Here is a 19157-nt window from a genome sequence, read left to right on the forward strand (position 1 = left end):
CCAACGTCAACAAACCGGAGTCACGATCATGATGGACATCATTCTCCTCGCCACGGCGATCCTATTTTTCGCGGCATGCTTTGCTTACGCCAAAGCTTGCGACCGGCTCTAACCGGAGAAGCACCATGACATTCGACTATATCATCAGTGGTGCCGTCACCGCCTTCCTCGCGGTGTACCTCACCTACGCTCTCGTTCGTCCCGAACGCTTCTGACCGGCGCCGAGCGCAGCTGAATCAATCGGGTATTGAAAGTTACTTCCCATGACCCTCAACGGATGGCTCCAGATCCTGCTGTTTTGCGGGATCCTCATCATGCTCGTCAAACCGCTCGGCGGTTACATGACACGCGTCTTTACAGGCGAGCGCACATTTCTCTCACCCGTCCTCGTTCCGATCGAACGCGGACTTTACAAGCTGGCGGGCACCAGCGAACGCGAAGAGCAGCATTGGACGTCCTATGCATTCGCGATGCTCATGTTCAATCTGCTCGGCGTCCTCTTCCTGTACGCGCTGATGCGCCTGCAGGCCGTGCTGCCCTATAATCCGGCAGGCATGGCGGCCGTTCCGCCGGAGCTCTCCTTCAACACCGCCGTCAGTTTCGTCAGCAATACCAACTGGCAGAACTACGGCGGCGAAGGCACCATGTCCTATCTGACCCAGATGGCCGGCCTGACCGTGCAGAACTTCGTTTCCGCAGCAACCGGTATGGCCATCGCCATCGGGCTCATCCGCGCCTTTTCACGCGCATCGGGCAAGGCCATCGGCAATTTCTGGGTCGATATGTTCAGGAGCACGCTCTATGTGCTGCTTCCGATCTGCATCGTGCTGACACTAGTCTACGTCTATCTCGGTGTCCCTCAGACCTTCGGTCCTTATGTCGATGCGACCACGCTCGAGGGCGCCAGGCAGACGATCGCACTGGGGCCCGTCGCCTCGCAGCTTGCCATCAAGATGCTCGGCACCAACGGTGGCGGCTTCTTCAACGCGAATTCGGCTCACCCCTTCGAAAATCCGGACGCGATCTCGAACATGATCCAGATGCTCTCGATCTTCGCGATCGGCGCCGCGTTCACCAACGTCTTCGGCCGCATGGTCGGCAACCAGCGCCAAGGCTGGGCGATCCTCGCCACGATGGGCATTCTGTTCGTCATCGGCGTCGGCGTGACCTATTGGGCGGAAGCCGCAGGTAATCCGCTGATGCACGCTTTTGGCCTGCAGGGGGGCAACATGGAAGGCAAGGAAGTCCGGTTCGGTATTTCGATGTCGTCGCTGTTCGCCGTCATCACCACGGCCGCGTCCTGCGGCGCCGTGAATGCCATGCATGGAAGCTTCACCGCGCTCGGCGGTCTTATCCCGCTGATCAACATGCAGCTCGGCGAAGTGATCGTCGGTGGCGTCGGCGCCGGCTTCTACGGCATCCTGCTGTTCGTCATCATCGCCATCTTCGTTGCCGGTCTCATGGTCGGGCGCACGCCGGAATATCTTGGCAAGAAAATCGAGGCCAAGGAAATGAAGATGGCCGTTCTCGCCATTCTCTGCCTTCCGGCCGCGATGCTGATCTTCACGGCGATCGCAACCGTGCTTCCCTCCGCCGTCGCTTCGATCGGGACCGCTGGCCCGCACGGCTTCTCGGAAATCCTTTACGCCTACGCCTCGGCGGCAGCCAACAACGGTTCGGCCTTCGGCGGCCTTACCGGCAACACGCCCTGGTACAATATCACGCTCGGCATCGGCATGCTGGCCGGTCGTTTCCTGGTGATCATTCCGGCGCTCGCAATCGCCGGCTCGCTGGTCGCCAAGAAAACGGTCCCGGCTTCGGCAGGCACCTTCCCGACCGACGGCATGCTGTTCGTCGGCCTGCTGACCGGCACGATCGTCATCGTCGGCGGCCTGACATTCTTCCCGGCCCTGGCGCTCGGACCCGTGATCGAGCACCTCGTCATGATCGCCGGCCAAACCTTTTGAGGTGAAGCATGATCCTTCGTCACCGACTTCGCAAATCCCTCAACGCACGTCCCGGTTCGCCGGGGCGTGACGCCGGAAGGATGACGCGCGGCTCCGACATCATTCTGATCATGATGGCCGGCCTCCTCGTCATCCTCGCCGCCTTCAGGATTCTACACGGCTGATCGCAGACCGATCACCCTCCTCTATTCAAGCTGGAGCCTCTTATGAGCCAGGCACAATCCGCGAGCATCCTTGATTCTCGCATCCTCATTCCCGCCGTGGGCGCCGCCTTCAAAAAGCTCGATCCACGCACACTTGCCAGAAACCCCGTCATGTTCGTGGTTGCCACGGTTTCGACGCTCACGACCATCCTTTTCATCCGCGACCTCTTAACCGGCAGCGGCAATCTGGGCTTCTCGTTTCAGATCAACCTCTGGCTCTGGTTCACGGTGTTGTTCGCCAACTTCGCCGAAGCCGTTGCCGAAGGTCGCGGCAAGGCGCAGGCAGATTCTTTGCGCAAGGCCCGCACCGAGACGCAGGCGAAACTTCTGACCGCCAACAATGGCAGCGGCCACCGGCTCGTTCCCGGCACAAGCCTGAAGGTCGGCGATCTCGTGCTCGTCGAGGCGGGCGACATCATCCCGTCCGACGGTGAAGTGATAGAAGGCGTGGCGTCAGTCAACGAAGCGGCGATAACGGGTGAATCGGCGCCTGTCATCCGAGAGTCGGGCGGAGACCGTTCCGCCGTCACCGGCGGCACGCAGGTGCTCTCCGACTGGATCAAGGTTCGCATCACCGCCGCCGCGGGCTCGACCTTCCTCGACCGGATGATCTCGCTTGTCGAAGGCGCCGAACGCCAAAAGACCCCGAACGAGATCGCCCTGAACATCCTGCTGTCGGGAATGACGCTGATCTTCGTGCTCGCCACGGCGACCATCCCGAGCTTTGCAATCTATGCCGGCGGATCGATCCCGATCATCATCCTCGTCGCCCTCTTCGTCACGCTTATCCCGACGACGATCGGCGCACTTCTCTCCGCGATCGGCATCGCCGGCATGAATCGTCTCGTTCGTTTCAACGTCCTCGCCATGTCCGGCCGCTCGGTCGAGGCAGCCGGTGACGTCGACACTCTGCTGCTCGACAAGACCGGCACGATTACACTCGGCAACCGCCAGGCAACCTCCTTCCGTCCCGTTGCCGGTGTGAGCGAGCAGGAACTGGCAGATGCCGCGCAGCTGGCATCGCTGGCCGACGAGACGCCGGAAGGCCGCTCGATCGTCGTTCTCGCCAAGGAGAAATACGCGATCCGCGGCCGCGACATGGCAAGCATCAAGGCCGCCTTCGTGCCCTTCACCGCGCAGACGCGCATGAGCGGCGTCGATATCGAAGGCTCCTCCATCCGCAAGGGCGCGGTCGATGCCGTCCTCGCTTATGTCGGCGCCGGCTCCACGGCGACATCAGGCAACACCGCCATCGCCCTTCGCGCAAACACCGACACGATCAGGGAACTGCAGGCCATTTCCGACGAGATCGCCAAGTCGGGCGGTACGCCGCTCGCTGTCGCCCGCGACGGACGCTTGCTCGGCGTCATCCAGCTCAAGGACGTGGTCAAGGGCGGCATCCGCGAGCGCTTCGTGGAACTACGCCGCATGGGCATCCGAACCGTGATGATCACCGGCGACAACCCTATGACCGCCGCGGCGATCGCTGCCGAGGCCGGCGTCGACGACTTCCTGGCGCAGGCGACACCCGAGAACAAGCTATCGCTGATCCGCGAGGAGCAGGCCAAGGGCAAGCTGGTCGCCATGTGCGGCGACGGGACCAACGATGCGCCGGCCCTGGCGCAGGCCGACGTCGGTGTCGCCATGAACACCGGCACGGTCGCGGCCCGAGAAGCCGGCAACATGGTCGATTTGGACAGTGATCCGACAAAGCTCATCGAGATCGTCGAGATCGGCAAGCAGTTGCTGATGACCCGCGGGGCGCTGACGACGTTCTCGATCGCCAACGACATCGCCAAATATTTCGCGATCATTCCGGCGATGTTCCTGACCTTCTACCCGCAGCTGTCGGCCCTGAACGTCATGGGTCTCTCGTCGCCGCAAAGCGCCATCCTCTCGGCCATCATCTTCAATGCGCTTGTCATCATCGCGCTGATCCCGCTGTCGCTGAGAGGCGTACGCTATCGGCCGATCGGCGCCGGCGCGCTTCTGTCCCGCAACCTGCTGATCTACGGCCTTGGCGGCATCATCGTCCCGTTCGTCTTCATCAAGGCGATCGACATGCTGATCACCACCATTGGCCTCGCCTAAGGAGTACCCACAATGTTGAAAGAACTTCGCCCGGCAGTCGTGATGATCCTCGCCACCACCGCCATCACGGGCCTCCTCTATCCCATCGCAATGACTGGCGCCGCCCAGGCGCTGTTTCCGACCCAGGCGAGCGGCAGTCTGATAGAGCAGGATGGCAAGGTCATCGGGTCGGCTCTCATAGGCCAAGCCTTCACCAGTGAAAAATATTTCCATGGGCGCCCATCGGCCGCCGGTGACGGATATAACGCCGCCGCCTCCAGCGGTTCTAACCTAGGCCCGACCAGCCAGAAGCTGATTGACCGCGTCAGAACCGACTACGAAGCCGCCATGGCGTCGAACCCGACGGCAGACGTTCCGATCGATCTCGTCACGGCATCCGGCAGCGGCCTCGACCCACACATCTCCCCTGACGCCGCTTACTTCCAGATATCCCGCGTCGCCAAGGCCCGCGGCCTGGATGAGACAAAGGTGAGATCGCTTGTCGACGCCGCCACGCACCACCGTGAACTCGGTATTCTGGGCGAACCGACCGTCAATGTTCTGGCATTGAACCGCTCGCTCGATGCTTCTATGTCTGACTAGGCTGAAAGTCCCCGGGTGCCTGCGTACTCGGGGATTTGCTCGTGAAGAAAGTCCGCACGCATGCCCGACGACAACCGTGATCAGGTCGCCAGACCATCGCCCGACGCGCTGCTTGAGAGGGCACGTCAGGAAACGCGCGGTCGTCTGAAGATATTTCTCGGCGCCGCCCCCGGCGTCGGCAAGACCTACGAGATGCTGGTATCCGGACGCGCCAAGATCTCGGACGGCTGCGACGTGGTCATCGGCGTCGTCGAAACCCATGGCCGCCGGGAAACGCAGGCGCTCGTCGATGGCTTCGAGATCGTTCCGCGCCTTGTCGTGGACTACAAGGGTCGGCGACTGGAGGAGATGGATCTGGACGCGATCCTGGTCCGCAGGCCCGACCTCGTCCTCGTCGATGAACTCGCCCATACAAATGCCGATGGCAGCCGTCATCCCAAGCGCTATCTCGACGTCAAGGAACTGCTGGCGCGCGGCATCGACGTTTATACGACCCTGAATATACAGCATGTCGAGAGCTTGAACGATGTCGTCTCCCAGATCACCCGCATCAGAGTGCGTGAGACTGTGCCGGATTCCATCATCGACATGGCCGACGATGTCGAAATCATCGACCTGACCCCCGATGATCTCATCCGCCGGCTTCGCGACGGCAAGGTCTACGTGCCAAAAACCGCCGAGCGCGCACTGACCAATTATTTCACTTCAGGCAATCTGACGGCCCTTCGCGAACTGGCGCTCCGCAAGACGGCGCAGCGCGTCGACGACCAGTTGCTGACGCACATGCAGGCGCACGCAATCTCGGGACCCTGGGCCGCTGGCGAGCGGGTCCTCGTCTCGGTCGACCATCACCCCCGCTCGGCATCGCTGGTGCGCTATGCCTCTAGGATGGCCGCGCGCCTGCGCGCGCCCTGGACCGCCGTCTATGTCGAAACCAACCGCGCGATCAACATGTCGGAGGCTGAGCGCGATGCCGTCGCCGGCACGTTGCGGCTCGCCGAACAGCTGGGCGGCGAAGCACTGACCATTCCCGGCCGCGAGATTGCCGAGGAGCTTGTTCGTCATGCGGCTGCAAGCAATGTCACCCACATCGTGATCGGTGCCCCCCGCCGGCCGACCTGGCGGGAGTGGTTTCAGCGCTCCACGGCCGATGAGCTGATCAGAAGCGCAGGCAATATCAGCGTTCACGTCATCTCGGGTAACGAAACGGATGGAGCCTCGCCGCGTGGCGTAAAGGCAGCGCCGGATTTTGCTCCCCTCAACCTTCGAGCCTATGCTCTCGCGACCGTCTATGTTGCGATCGCGCTCTGCGCCGGCGTGGTGCTCGATCAGGTGCTCGATGTGCGTAACCTCGCGCTCGTCTTTCTGATGGCGGTGCTGACATCGGCCGTGATCCATGGTCTGCGCCCTGCTCTCTTCACCTGCGTCCTCAGCGCATTCTCCTTCAATTTCTTCTTCCTGCCGCCGCGTTACACGCTGACCATCAACGACCCCGAGAGCGTGCTTGCGCTGTTCTTCTTCCTTGGCGTGGCGGTGATCGCCAGTAATTTGACGGCAACCGTTCAGCGGCAGGCGGCCTTCGCTCGCCAGCGCGCCCGCACGACCGAGGATCTCTACCTCTTCTCCAGGAAACTGGCCGGCACCGGCACGCTTGACGACGTGCTGTGGGCGACTGCCTTCCAGCTTGCCTCGATGCTGAAAGTCCGCGTCGTCCTGCTATTGCCGGAAGACGGCACGATCTCCGTCAAGGCCGGCTATCCGCCGGACGACACGCTCGACGACGCCGATATCGCCGCCGCGCGTTGGGCCTGGGAACACAACCACGCCGCCGGCCGCGGCGCCGATACCCTGCCGGGGGCAAAGCGACTCTATGTCCCGTTGCGCACCGGCCGAACCGCTGTTGGCGTCATTGGCCTCGACAACGATCGCGGCGAAGGACCGCTTCTGACGCCCGAGCAGCAACGCCTGCTGGATGCCCTGGCCGATCAGGCCGCGCTGGCGATCGAACGGGTGCAGCTCGTGGCCGACGTCGATCGCGCAAGGCTCGCCGCGGAAGCGGACCGGCTGCGATCGGCGCTCCTCACCTCGATCTCGCACGACCTGAAGACACCGCTCGCCGCCATTCTCGGCGCCGCCGGCATGTTGCGCGACACGCTGGATTCGATGTCCCCGGAAGACCGCATCGATCTCCTGTCGACCGTTGTCGATGAATCGGAGCGGCTGAACCGCTTCATCGCCAATCTGCTCGACATGACGAAGATAGAATCCGGCGCCATGGAGCCGAACTACGCCCTGCACTATCCGGGCGATATTGCCGGAAGCGCCTTGCGCCGCGCCGCGAAGATCGTCGCCGACCACAAGACGGCCATGGCCATCCCCGCCGATCTTCCGATGATCCGCGTCGATCCCGTGCTGTTCGAGCAGGTGCTGTTCAACCTCATCGACAATGCCGCCAAGTACGCGCCTTCGGGCTCGACCATCAGCATAAGCGGCTCTGCAAACCACGAGACGGTCGTCATGCAGGTATCGGACGAAGGGCCAGGCATCCCGCCCAACGATCTGGAGCGAGTCTTCGACACCTTCTACCGTGCCCGCAAGGGCGATCAGGTGCGCGCCGGGACCGGGCTCGGCCTTTCCATCTGCCGCGGCTTTATCGAAGCGATGGGCGGCACCATTGCCGCCGGCAACCGTACCGACCGAGCAGGGGCGATCTTCACCATCAGCCTACCCCGGCCGAACGACATTCCGAAAATGGATGAACTCACATGACCGGCTCGACCGTAAAAATCCTTGTCGTCGACGACGAACCGCCGATCAGAAAATTGCTGCGCGTCGGCCTGACCGCCCAAGGCTACGACGTGCTGGAGGCGACAAACGGCGCAACTGCCGAACAGTCAGCAAGAGACAACCCGCCCGACCTGATCCTGCTCGATCTCGGCCTGCCCGACACATCTGGCCACGAGCTGCTACAGGCATGGCGCGATGCCGGATTCACGGTACCGGTGGTCATCCTCTCCAGCCGAACCGACGAAGGCGGCATCGTCAAGGCGCTCGAGGCGGGCGCGGACGACTATGTCACCAAGCCTTTCGGAATGAACGAGCTCGGCGCCCGCATCCGCGTTGCCCTGCGTCACCGCCTGCAGCAGCAGGGCGAGCGGGCGATCTTTCAGGCGGGCGGACTGTCGATCGATCTCGTCAAGCGCATCGTCAAGGTGGATGGCCGGGAGGTAAAGCTCTCGCCGAAGGAGTATGACATCTTGCGCGTACTCGCCCAGCATGCCGGCAAGGTTCTGACGCACCAATTCATGCTGAAGCAGATCTGGGGACCGGCGGCGGACGTGCAATATCTCAGGGTCTATGTCCGCCAGTTACGGCAGAAGATCGAGCAGAGCCCGGATCAGCCGCAATATATCACCACCGAAACCGGCGTGGGATACAGGCTGAGGGAGGCTGACGCGCCGCAGACATAATAGACCTACCGGTAGACGCGCTCGGACAGCGATCCCAAACCCGAACGCGCCAGCAGCTCGTGAACGATCCGGCGTCCCACGGGATTGTTCAGCCGCACGGCTTTCGACCCGAGAAAATCGGTCTCGGCATGGTCAAAGGCCTTCAGGTCCTCCGACTGTTCTATCACGCGCGAATAGAACATATGGAAGCTTTGCCGGCAGACGTAGGTCTTGTACTTGGTGAGACAGAACACAGCGAATTGGCCATCCTGCTCACGCAGGAAATCCGCCACACCAACCGTCACCTCGGGCCATGCAGGATTGAATGTATCGTCGAAGGCGATGATACCGTGCTCCGCAAGCGACATGGCCGCAAGGCGGCTATCCGACGCGACGTGGTTCAGCATGTGGCCACCGTCGATGCTGAAGAAGCGAATCACCCCTGCCCTGTCGGTAATATCCTCGGCCGCGAGCAGCGTGCTGTCGCCCTTTATCACCAGCTCCTCGTCGACGAGCAGATCGAGCGACCGGCCATTGTCTAGAAAGCGATCGTACTGAGTTGTCCCTCGGCCATTCTGATCGACATCGAACAAGTCGATGGCGATGATCTTTTCCTGGTCGCCGCAGATCTTGCGAAACAGAAAGTAGGAGCGGCCGTAGTAAACTCCGATCTCCGCCACACCGCCTTCCAGTCCAGCGGATTGCTGCGTGCGCAGCAGCGAAAGGAACACGAGCGCATCCGGCGGATCGATATATCCGTCAATTGACTGAAGATCATGAAATATGAACTTCCTGATAGGAAAATCCATTATTTCTTCTCTTTCGAAATTCGGTAATTTATCTCCACCTCTGTGAAAAGGTTATAATCACGTTTTGATAATTTCAACTCACCAATATCAAACATTTATTACGAAATGTTCGAATTTATACTCAATCTCCTCCATATAAACGCGAAATACACTTTATGCACAACCATTCAGTATCGACACGATACAACAGAATGCTGCAACGCAGCATGGCACTCTTGAAATCGCTAATGCCGTTACAACAAAATGAATGAAGGGTCGCACAACGTGCGTTTCCTTCTTTCTCTCGCCATTTAGCTGCTCTAGTTTCGCGAGAATCTTGTAACGCAATAAAGGTGGTGCATGGCAGGTGAAACGGTTCTGGTCGTCGGTGGTGCTGGTTATATCGGCTCGCATACGTGCCTCGATCTGGCGAACAAAGGCTATAAGCCGGTTGTCTTCGACAACTTCTCCAACGGGCATCGGGAATTCGTAAAATGGGGTCCCGCCGAAGAGGGTGATATCCGTGATCGCGCCCGGCTTGACGAAGTTCTGGCAAAGCACAAGCCCGCCGCCATCCTGCATTTCGCGGCCCTCATCGAAGTCGGTGAATCCGTCAAGGATCCGGTCGCTTTCTACGAAAACAACGTCATCGGCACACTGACCCTTCTGGCGGCCGCCCAGGATGCCGGCATCAAGGCCTTCGTCTTCTCTTCCACCTGCGCGACCTACGGCCTGCCGCAAAGCGTGCCGCTGGACGAGACGCACCGCCAGGTGCCGATCAACCCCTATGGGCGCACGAAGTACATCGTCGAGCAGGCGCTTTCGGATTACGACCAGTACACCAGCTTCCGCTCGGTCATGCTGCGCTACTTTAATGCGGCCGGCGCCGATTTCGAAGGCAGGATCGGCGAGTGGCATCAGCCGGAAACCCACGCCATTCCGCTCGCGATCGACGCCGCGCTTGGCCGCCGCGACGGCTTCAAGGTGTTCGGCAGCGACTATGAAACCCGCGATGGTACCTGCGTACGCGATTACATCCACGTGCTCGATCTCGCCGACGCGCATGTACGCGCGGTGGAATATCTGCTGAGGGGTGGTGAATCCGTTGCCCTCAATCTTGGCACCGGCACCGGCACCACAGTCAAGGAACTGCTGACCTCCATCGAGGAGGTATCCGCACGCCCCTTCCCCGTCGAATATGTCGGACGCCGCGAAGGTGATTCGCACACGCTGGTCGCCAACAATGACAAGGCTCGCGAAACACTTGGTTGGGTGCCGAGATACGATCTCTCGCAGATCATCAGCTCGGCGTGGAACTGGCACACGAAATCCAACCACCACTGAGCGATCATGGCCATCAAACCGAACGTACTCCTGATCACCGCGGACCAGTGGCGCGGTGATTGCCTTTCGGCCGCTGGCCATCCCTATGTCAGGACGCCCAATGTCGATGCGCTGGCCGCGCAAGGCGTCCTGTTTTCACGGCATTACGCCGGCGCGGCGCCCTGCTCGCCGGCCCGCGCCAGCCTTTACACCGGCCTCTACCAGATGAACCATCGCGTCTGCCGCAACGGCTCCCCGCTGGACGCGCGCTTCGACAATCTGGCGCTTGCCGCGAGGCGCGCAGGCTACGATCCCACCCTCTTCGGCTACACCGACACCGCGCCGGATCCGCGCGGCATGGATCCCAACGATCCACACCTGACGACCTATGAAGGTGTCCTCCCCGGCTTCAGCACCCGACAGCTGCTGCCGGAGCACGAGAAGCCCTGGCTTTCCTGGCTGAAGACGCGGGGTCATGAAAATGCGACCAGCCGCGATATCCATATCCCCAAGGGAGCACGGCGCGGCCAGATATCGAACGCTCCGACGTCCTATTCGAAGGACGAGACGCAAACCGCCTTCCTCACCGGCGAATTCATCCGTTGGCTGGGCGAACAGGATGCGCCGTGGTTCGCGCACGTCTCCTTCCTGCGGCCGCACCCGCCCTTTTCCGTCCCCGAACCCTACAACACGATGTTCGGTGCCAATGACGGAGCAACGAGAGCCCGCCAGCCTAGCCGTCAACAGGAAGAAGCGTCGCATCCGTATCTCGCCTTCGCCATGCCGCGAGCCGAGAAGAGCAGCTTCATCCAAGGCGCCGAAGGAAGGGTGAGCGATTGGAGCGAAACGGATTTCGCCGCGATCCGGGCAATCTATTACGGCATGATCGCCGAAGTCGATGCGCAGCTTGGTCGCATATGGGATGCATTGCGGGCATCGGGCGATTGGGAAAGCACGATCATCGTCTTCACCTCCGACCACGCCGAAATGGCCGGCGACCACTGGATGTTGGGCAAAGGCGGCTTCTTTGACGGCAGCTACCATGTCCCCCTCGTCATTCGCGACCCGAAAGCGGCCGCGACAGGCACGACCATCGAGCGCTTTACGAGTGCTGCGGATATATTTCCGACCCTGTGCGAGCGGCTCGGCGTCGAGCCAAGAAATGGTCTGGATGGGCGCTCGCTGCTGCCGTTCCTAGCCGGCCACGATCCGAAGGACTGGCGTACGGCGGCATTCTGGGAATTCGACTTTCGCGACATCGCGCATGGCGATGCGGAGCGTCATTTCGGGATCGAATCGAACGAATGCAATCTTGCCGTTATCCGTGACAGGCACTTCAAGTTCGTCCACTTTACGGCGCTGCCGCCGCTGCTCTTCGATCTATCGAAAGACCCGCACGAGCTTGAGAATGTCGCGGAGGACCCAGCCTACGTGTCCGTGCGTCTCGCCTATGCCGAGAAATTGCTATCACAACGGGCGCGCCATCTTGACCAGACGCTTGCCTATACCGAACTGACGGAAAAAGGGCCGGTCACGCGCCGGCCCTGATCCGATTAGGACAAGCGGCCGAGATAATCGAGCTTACCGACAGGAACGCCCTGATTGCGCAGAATGGCGTGAGCGGTGGCAATATGGAAATAGAAATTCGGTAGCGCGAACTGCAGGAGATAGTCCTCCCCGCGGAACGTCACCTTATTGCCGCCGGGCGAGATCACGACCTCGCGCTCTTCCGCTCCCTCGATCGCATCAGGCGAAATTCCATCGAGATAACGGCGGGTCTTTGCCACCCGCTCGTAGAGTTCTTCGATCGTTGATTCGTTGTCTTCGAATTTCGGCGCATCGATGCCCGTCAGCCGGGCGATCGCAAGCTTGGCGCTATCCGTCGCGCGCTGATACTGGCCGGTGAACGGCAGCATATCGGGCGACAGCCGCTGGGCGATCAAGTCCTTCGACGCGACCCCTTTCTCTCCGACGAAAGCCTCGACCTTGCCGAGGTAGGTTTCCAGCGTGGCCAGCCCTCGCTGGAATACCGGAACGGTTAGACGGTACATTGAAATCGGCATCTGTCCCTCCTTGGAACGCCTCGGACGACTGTGATCGTCCGAGCCTACATAGGAAGCAAAAGCGGCGTTTTCATCGGTAGATGGCGGCGGCCTGCGGGATACCTCGCGTTTTCGGAAAACGCCGAAAATAATTTGCACAGAAGGGGTGGCGTAATCCGCCAGCTTTTCTATTCTGCGCGCTTCATAATGCCCAACGGGCGCACAGGAACACAGATGCTACCAGTATTCGACGGCCACAACGACGTTCTTCTCCGGCTATGGACACATGAACGGGAGGGCGGCGATCCGGTCGCCGAGTTCGCCAACGGAATAGCGAGCGGTCATATTGATGCGCCGCGCGCCAAGGCCGGCGGGCTCGCAGGCGGGCTCTGCGCGATCTATGTTCCCTCGGGCGATCTGGTTTTCGCCGAGCCCGACAGCGACGGTCACTATGTGACGCCGCTTGCGGCACCGCTCGATCCGCTGCCGTCGCTCAGGATCACGACCGAGATGGCGTCGATCGCGCTGCGTCTGCACCGTGCCGGCGCCTGGCGGCTATGCCATACCGTAAAGGACATTCGCAAGGCGATGGCCGACGGCGTATTTGCGGCCGTCATGCATATCGAAGGCTGCGAGGCGATAGGCGCCGATCTGGCTGCGCTCGAAGTGTTCTATGCCGCCGGCCTGCGCTCTCTCGGCCCGGTCTGGAGCCGACACAACATCTTCGGCCACGGCGTGCCATTCGCGTTCCCGATGTCGCCGGACACCGCACCCGGCCTCACCGGCGCCGGTTTCGAACTGGTGCGCGAGTGCAATCGCCTCGGCATCATGATCGATCTCGCCCACATCACCGAAAAGGGCTTTTGGGAAGTGGCCAAGATCACCGACCAGCCGCTGGTCGCCAGCCACTCCAACGCACACGCGCTGACACCGGTTGCGCGCAATCTCACCGACAAGCAGCTTGACGCGATCAAGGACAGCCGTGGCCTCGTGGGCGTCAATTACGCCACCGCCATGCTGCGTGATGACGGCCGATCCGACGGCGATACGCCGCTCAGCGACATGGTCCGCCACATCGACTATCTGGTCGGCCGTGTCGGCATCGATTGCGTGGCGCTGGGATCAGACTTCGACGGTGCAACCATACCTGACGAGATTGGCGATGCTGCCGGCAACCAAAAGCTGATTGCCGCCCTACAGCACGCTGGATATGGTGCAGACGATCTGACGAAATTGGCCAGCGAGAACTGGCTGAGAATTCTGGCTTCGGCGTGGAGGGAAGAGCGCGTCTAACCAGCTTTCGAGACTGCAGTTTAGTTCATGAACAGGGGAACAAATCATGATAATCAGCAAATTCAACCGCAGCTTCCGTGCCCTCTCCGCAGGCGCGGCCCTCTCCCTCCTAATGATTGCCGCTCCGGCCGCCTTCGCGGAAACGCCGAAGGACACGCTCGTCGAAGGCTTTGCGATCGACGACATCATCACCATGGATCCGGGCGAAGCATTCGAGCTCTCGACCGCGGAAATGACCAGCAACACCTACAGCCTGCTCGTGCGCCTCGACATGGCCGACACGTCCAAGGTCAAGGGCGACCTCGCGGAAAGCTGGACCGTTTCGGATGACGGCCTGACCTATACCTTCAAGCTGAAACCCGGCATGAAGTTCGCCTCCGGCAACCCGATCACTGCCGAAGACGTCGCATGGTCCTTCGAGCGTGCCGTCAAGCTCGACAAGAGCCCCGCCTTCATCATCACCCAGTTCGGCATCACGGGCGACAACGTAACCGAGAAGGCCAAGGCGACAGACGAGAACACCTTCACCTTTACCGTCGACAAGCCCTACGCGCCAAGCTTCGTCCTGAACTGCCTCACGGCAACGGTTGCTTCCGTCGTCGACAAGAAGCTGGTTCTCGACCACGTCAAGCCGGTCACCCCGTCGGCCGACTACAAGTACGACAACGATTTCGGCAATGAGTGGCTGAAAACCGGCTACGCCGGCTCCGGCGCCTTCAAGCTGCGCGAATGGCGCGCCAACGAAGTGGTCGTGCTCGAGCGCAACGACAACTACTACGGCGAAAAGGCCAAGCTCGCCCGCGTCATTTATCGCTTCATGAAGGAAAGCTCGGCTCAGCGCCTGGCGCTGGAAGCCGGTGACATCGACATCGCCCGCAACCTGGAGCCGGGCGACCTCGACGCCGTTGCCAAGAACGCCGACCTCGCCAGCGAAAGTGCGCCAAAGGGCACCGTGTACTTCATCAGCCTCAACTCCAAGAACGAGAACCTGAAGAAGCCGGAAGTCCAGGAAGCCTTCAAGTACCTGGTCGACTACGACGCGATTGGCGCCACCCTGATCAAGGGTATCGGCGAAATCCACCAGACCTTCCTGCCGAAGGGCCAGCTCGGCGCACTCGACGAGAACCCCTACAAGCTCGACGTCGCAAAGGCCAAGGAACTGCTTGCCAAGGCCGGCCTGAAGGACGGTTTCTCGGTCACGATCGACGTGCGCAACACTCAGCCGGTAACGGGCATCGCCGAGTCTATCCAGCAGTCGGTCGCCCAGGCTGGCATCAAGATGGACATCATCCCGGGTGACGGCAAGCAGACGCTGACCAAGTTCCGCGCCCGCACGCACGACATCTACATCGGCCAGTGGGGCTCGGACTACTTCGACCCGAACTCCAACGCCGACACCTTCACCAGCAACCCCGACAACTCGGATGCCGGCACGGTGAAGACGCTCGCCTGGCGCAACACTTTCGAAGCGCCGGAACTGGACAAGGAAGCCAAGGCCGCTCTTCTCGAGCGCGACAACGACAAGCGTGCGGCCATGTACCAGGACATCCAGAAAAAGTACCTGGCCAACAGCCCGTTCGTCTTCATCTTTCAGCAGACCGAAGTCGCCGGCTACCGCAAAGGTATCAGCAACTTCAAGCTCGGCCCGAGCTTCGACACCAACTATGTCGGTATGATCGGCAAGGAATGATTCCGACAGGACTGATAGATTGAGCATCGTCGAAACAAAGACGGAAGCACGGCCGAAACCCGGCCGTGCTCTTCCTGTTGCAAAGGCTGTCGGCCGCTTTCTGGTAGCCGCCGTCACAACCTATCTCGGCCTTCTGGCCGTGACCTTCTTCATCGGCCGCGTCGTTCCGATCGATCCCGTGCTCGCCATTCTGGGCGATCGCGCGCCCGCGCACGTGGTCGAGCGCGTCCGTCGCGAAATGGGCTTCGATCTGCCGCTCTACCAGCAGTTCTACATCTACCTCAAAGGGATCCTGGCCGGCGATTTCGGCACCTCGGTGTTGACCACCAATCCCGTCATGGTCGATATCAAGCGCGTCTTCCCGGCGACGATCGAACTCGCCACGCTCGGCACGATCATCGGCTCGGTGATCGGCGTGCCGCTCGGCGTCCTTGCCGCCGTCAAGCGCGGCTCCTTCGCCGACCAGATTGTTCGTGTCATTGGCCTGATCGGCTATTCCGTGCCGATCTTCTGGCTGTCGCTGATTTCGCTCGTCATCTTTTACGCCAAGCTGCGCTGGGTGGCCTTTCCAGGCCGCATCGACATCGTCTTCGAATACACGTTTACGCCGGTCACCGGCTTCTACCTGCTCGACAGCGCCATGCAGGGCCAGTGGGATGTCTTCTACGACGTCTTCCGCCATATCATCCTGCCAGCCTCGCTGCTCGGTTATTTCTCGCTCGCCTATATCAGCCGTATGACTCGTAGCTTCATGCTGAACGAACTCAGCCAGGAATATGTCGTGGCGGCGCGCGCCAAGGGTCTTTCGGAGACCCGGGTGATCTGGGGCCACGCCTTGCGTAATGCCGCGGTGCCTCTCGTCACCGTCATCGCGCTATCCTATGCCGGCCTGCTCGAAGGCTCGGTGCTGACCGAGACTGTGTTCTCCTGGCCCGGCATCGGCCTCTACATCACCAATTCGCTGCAGAATGCCGATATGAACGCCGTTCTCGGCGGCACGATCGTCATCGGCACCGTCTTCATCGGCATCAACCTCTTGTCTGATCTTCTCTATCGGACCCTCGATCCCAGGACACGAAGCCGATGACGATGCAAGCGAACCAAATAAGACCCATGAGCCGCCGCGAATGGCTTCTTTCCGACCGGCCACAGTCGCGCACCCAGGCCCGCCTTGGGCGCGCCTACGTGACATGGCGGCAATTCACCGCCAATCGGCTTGCCGTGGTCGGCCTGCTGATCATCATCGCGCTGCTGCTCATGGCCGCCTTCGCCGATGTGCTGGCGACGCACTCGCCCGTTGTCGGCGATCTCCGCAATGCCCGGCTGCTACCGCCGGGCGCGGACGGTTATCTGCTCGGCACCGACGACCAGGGTCGTGATATCTATTCGCGCCTGATCTACGGCTCCCGCCTGACACTGATGGTGGTCGTCCTCGTCGCCATCATCTCGGCGCCCATCGGCCTGCTGGTCGGCACCATTTCCGGCTATGCCGGCGGCTGGGTCGATGCGGTGCTCATGCGTATCACCGACATCTTCCTCGCCTTCCCGAAGCTGGTACTGGCGCTCGCCTTCGTCGCAGCACTTGGGCCCGGCATCCAGAACGCCATCATCGCCATCGCCATCACCTCCTGGCCGCCCTATGCCCGTATTGCGCGTGCGGAAACGCTGACAGTACGGCGCTCCGACTACATCTCGGCTGTGAAGCTGATGGGTGCGTCGCCGCTACGCATCGTCGTGCGCCATGTCATGCCGCTCTGCATTTCCTCGCTGATCGTGCGCGTGACGCTCGATATGGCGGGCATTATTCTGACCGCGGCCGGTCTCGGCTTCCTCGGTCTCGGCGCGCAACCGCCGCTGCCGGAATGGGGCGCGATGATCGCGTCCGGTCGTCGCTTCATCCTCGACCAATGGTGGGTTGCCGCCATGCCCGGCATCGCCATCCTGATCGTCAGCCTCGGCTTCAACCTGCTCGGCGATGGTCTGCGCGACGCGCTCGACCCGAAGGAGAGCGGCCAATGAGTGCGCTCCTCACCGTAGAAAACCTGAAAGTCAGCTATCCCACCCGTACGGGTGTCATCGAGGCCGTCCGTGGCGTGTCGTTCACGCTCGGCAAGGAGCGTCTCGGCATCGTTGGCGAATCCGGCTCAGGAAAATCGCAGACTGGTCGCGCCATCATGGGCCTGACACCGCCGCACGGCATCGTGACGGCGGATAAGCTCGACTTCAATGGCACCGACCTGCTCTCACTTTCCGCCAAGCAGCGCCGCCTGATGCGCGGCAAGCGTATCGCCATGGTGCTGCAGGACCCGAAATATTCGCTCGATCCGGTCGTGACCATCGGTAAGCAGATTTGCGAGACGCTTCGAGCGCACGAGAAGATCGGCAAGCGCGAGGCGAGGGATCGCGCGCTTGCCATGCTTGAGGCCGTGCAGATACGCGAACCGAAGCGCGTCTTCGATCTCTACCCGCATGAGATATCCGGCGGCATGGGCCAGCGCGCCATGATCGCCATGATGTTGATTGCCGATCCCGAACTCCTGATCGCCGATGAACCGACATCAGCGCTCGACGTCACCGTCCAGCTCGACGTCTTGCGCATCCTGGATCGCCTCGTCGCCGAACGTGGCATGGGCCTGATCTTCGTCTCCCATGACCTGCGTCTGGTCTCTTCCTTCTGCGACCGCGTCATCGTCATGTATGCGGGAAAGGTCGTGGAAGAACTGAAGGCGTCCGAACTGAAGAATGCGCAGCATCCTTATACGCAAGGACTTTTGAACTGCATGCCGCTGATCGGCGAAAGCAGGCATCCGCTTCCTGTCCTGGACCGCAAACCGGAGTGGGCCGAATGACCGCAGCATTTTCCGTCGAAAGCCTCAGCGTTGTCTACGACCACTTCTACGCGCTGAAGGATGTGACCATCGAGATCGCAACCGGGGAATCTTTCGGGCTCGTGGGCGAATCCGGATCGGGAAAGTCGACGCTCCTGCGCGCCGTCGCCGGCCTCGCGCCCGTCAAGAGCGGCACCATCAACATCCATGGTGAGCCGCTGAGCGGTTCGAAGCGAAGCAAGGATTTCTATCGCCAGGTTCAGATGGTCTTCCAGGATCCATACGGATCCCTGCATCCGCGCCAGACGATAGATCGCCTTCTCCTGGAGCCGCTTGCCATACACGGCATTGGAGACAGCGATGCAAGGATCGCGCGCGCACTTGATGAGGTCGGTCTCGGCAACGGCTTTCGCTTCCGCTACCCACACCAGCTGTCGGGCGGCCAGCGGCAGCGCGTCGCCATTGCGCGCGCATTGATCGTGGAGCCCTCCATCCTGCTTCTCGACGAGCCGACTTCCGCGCTTGACGCATCGGTGCAGGCAGAAGTTTTGAACCTTCTGGAACAGGTCCGGCGGGATCGGAAGCTGACCTTCGCGATGGTCAGCCATGACCTCGGCGTTATCACCCACATGTGCGAACGGCTGGCCGTCATGCGTAATGGCGCGGTCGTGGAAATGCTGACCGCGGCTGAGTTGGCACGCGCCGCTGTTCACGAGGACTACACGAAAAATTTGATGGTCGCGAGCAAGGGCTTTGTCAGAGCCTGAAGTCCAGCCTTTTCAACTCCTTGAAAATATTGAGAGGCGTCAACCGCGCTTGGTTGACGCATTCTTAAAACACGACCAATCGACTAGACTATTGACAGCTGCCTTACTTCTGTCATGATCCCGTTAACGACCGT

General features: G+C 61.1%; 17 protein-coding genes. 15 read left to right on the top strand and 2 right to left on the bottom strand.

Going from position 1 to position 19157, the window contains the following annotated elements:
- The first annotated feature begins 125 nt into the window (after positions 1-125).
- From kdpF to QTL95_RS00980, 7 genes are read left to right on the top strand one after another with little or no spacing between them, the layout of a single operon-like run.
- On the top strand, positions 126-215 hold the full coding sequence (gene kdpF / locus QTL95_RS00950; protein WP_289718086.1) for a K(+)-transporting ATPase subunit F: 90 nt from the start codon (positions 126-128) through the stop codon (positions 213-215).
- A gap of 48 nt (positions 216-263) precedes the next feature.
- Positions 264-1967: a potassium-transporting ATPase subunit KdpA gene (gene kdpA / locus QTL95_RS00955; protein ID WP_289718087.1), complete on the top strand. Its 1704-nt coding sequence runs from the start codon at positions 264-266 to the stop codon at positions 1965-1967.
- A gap of 8 nt (positions 1968-1975) precedes the next feature.
- Positions 1976-2131, top strand: a complete 156-nt coding sequence (locus tag QTL95_RS00960) for a hypothetical protein (RefSeq protein ID WP_289718088.1) — start codon at positions 1976-1978, stop codon at positions 2129-2131.
- A gap of 42 nt (positions 2132-2173) precedes the next feature.
- Positions 2174-4261, top strand: a complete 2088-nt coding sequence (gene kdpB, locus QTL95_RS00965; RefSeq protein WP_289718089.1) for a potassium-transporting ATPase subunit KdpB — start codon at positions 2174-2176, stop codon at positions 4259-4261.
- Positions 4262-4273: 12 nt separating this feature from the next.
- A complete protein-coding gene (kdpC, locus tag QTL95_RS00970) occupies positions 4274-4843 on the top strand; it encodes a potassium-transporting ATPase subunit KdpC (protein WP_289718090.1) in 570 nt (189 codons plus the stop codon).
- A gap of 60 nt (positions 4844-4903) precedes the next feature.
- Entirely contained in the window at positions 4904-7612 is a 2709-nt protein-coding gene (locus QTL95_RS00975; protein ID WP_289718091.1) for a sensor histidine kinase, read from the top strand.
- Positions 7609-8313, top strand: coding sequence for a response regulator transcription factor (locus QTL95_RS00980; protein WP_289718092.1), 705 nt, complete (start codon positions 7609-7611; stop codon positions 8311-8313). Before QTL95_RS00975 ends, QTL95_RS00980 begins: the two co-directional genes overlap by 4 nt.
- Before the next feature lie 5 nt (positions 8314-8318).
- Here QTL95_RS00980 and QTL95_RS00985 read toward each other — a convergent pair whose 3' ends face one another.
- Complete coding sequence (locus tag QTL95_RS00985; RefSeq protein WP_289718093.1) at positions 8319-9101, bottom strand: class I SAM-dependent methyltransferase; 783 nt, start codon at positions 9099-9101, stop codon at positions 8319-8321.
- Between the two features lie 339 nt (positions 9102-9440).
- Here QTL95_RS00985 and galE point away from each other — a divergent pair, with 339 nt between their 5' ends.
- Together galE and QTL95_RS00995 are read left to right on the top strand one after the other, a co-directional pair.
- On the top strand, positions 9441-10424 hold the full coding sequence (gene galE / locus QTL95_RS00990; protein WP_289718094.1) for a UDP-glucose 4-epimerase GalE: 984 nt from the start codon (positions 9441-9443) through the stop codon (positions 10422-10424).
- Positions 10425-10430: 6 nt separating this feature from the next.
- Positions 10431-11951 (top strand): alkaline phosphatase family protein, encoded by a 1521-nt coding sequence (locus tag QTL95_RS00995; protein ID WP_289718095.1) that lies wholly within the window; start codon positions 10431-10433, stop codon positions 11949-11951.
- 5 nt (positions 11952-11956) lie between these two features.
- Here the strand turns inward: QTL95_RS00995 and QTL95_RS01000 are convergent, their stop codons facing one another.
- Positions 11957-12466, bottom strand: a complete 510-nt coding sequence (locus QTL95_RS01000; RefSeq protein ID WP_289718096.1) for a DUF1993 domain-containing protein — start codon at positions 12464-12466, stop codon at positions 11957-11959.
- Between the two features lie 213 nt (positions 12467-12679).
- Between QTL95_RS01000 and QTL95_RS01005 the strand changes: the two genes are divergently transcribed.
- Genes QTL95_RS01005 through QTL95_RS01030 form a run of 6 tightly spaced genes read left to right on the top strand, consistent with a single transcriptional unit; the run spans position 12680 to position 19023 of the window.
- Positions 12680-13738, top strand: coding sequence for a dipeptidase (locus tag QTL95_RS01005; protein WP_289718097.1), 1059 nt, complete (start codon positions 12680-12682; stop codon positions 13736-13738).
- Positions 13739-13784: 46 nt separating this feature from the next.
- Entirely contained in the window at positions 13785-15428 is a 1644-nt protein-coding gene (locus tag QTL95_RS01010) for an ABC transporter substrate-binding protein (protein ID WP_289718098.1), read from the top strand.
- Positions 15429-15447: 19 nt separating this feature from the next.
- Positions 15448-16515, top strand: coding sequence for an ABC transporter permease (locus QTL95_RS01015; protein WP_289718099.1), 1068 nt, complete (start codon positions 15448-15450; stop codon positions 16513-16515).
- A complete protein-coding gene (locus QTL95_RS01020) occupies positions 16512-17447 on the top strand; it encodes an ABC transporter permease (protein ID WP_289718100.1) in 936 nt (311 codons plus the stop codon). The genes QTL95_RS01015 and QTL95_RS01020 overlap by 4 nt, the downstream gene beginning before the upstream one ends.
- Positions 17444-18277 carry an ABC transporter ATP-binding protein gene (locus tag QTL95_RS01025; RefSeq protein WP_289718101.1) on the top strand — a complete coding sequence of 278 codons (834 nt, stop codon included), beginning with the start codon at positions 17444-17446 and terminating at the stop codon, positions 18275-18277. The genes QTL95_RS01020 and QTL95_RS01025 overlap by 4 nt, the downstream gene beginning before the upstream one ends.
- The gene (locus QTL95_RS01030; protein ID WP_289718102.1) at positions 18274-19023 is read left to right on the top strand and encodes an ABC transporter ATP-binding protein; all 750 of its coding nucleotides are present in this window, start codon (positions 18274-18276) and stop codon (positions 19021-19023) included. The genes QTL95_RS01025 and QTL95_RS01030 overlap by 4 nt, the downstream gene beginning before the upstream one ends.
- Positions 19024-19157: the final 134 nt, after the last annotated feature.

The sequence above is a fragment of the Rhizobium sp. S152 genome (assembly GCF_030380735.1).
In the GTDB taxonomy this organism is placed as follows: Bacteria; Pseudomonadota; Alphaproteobacteria; order Rhizobiales; family Rhizobiaceae; genus Rhizobium.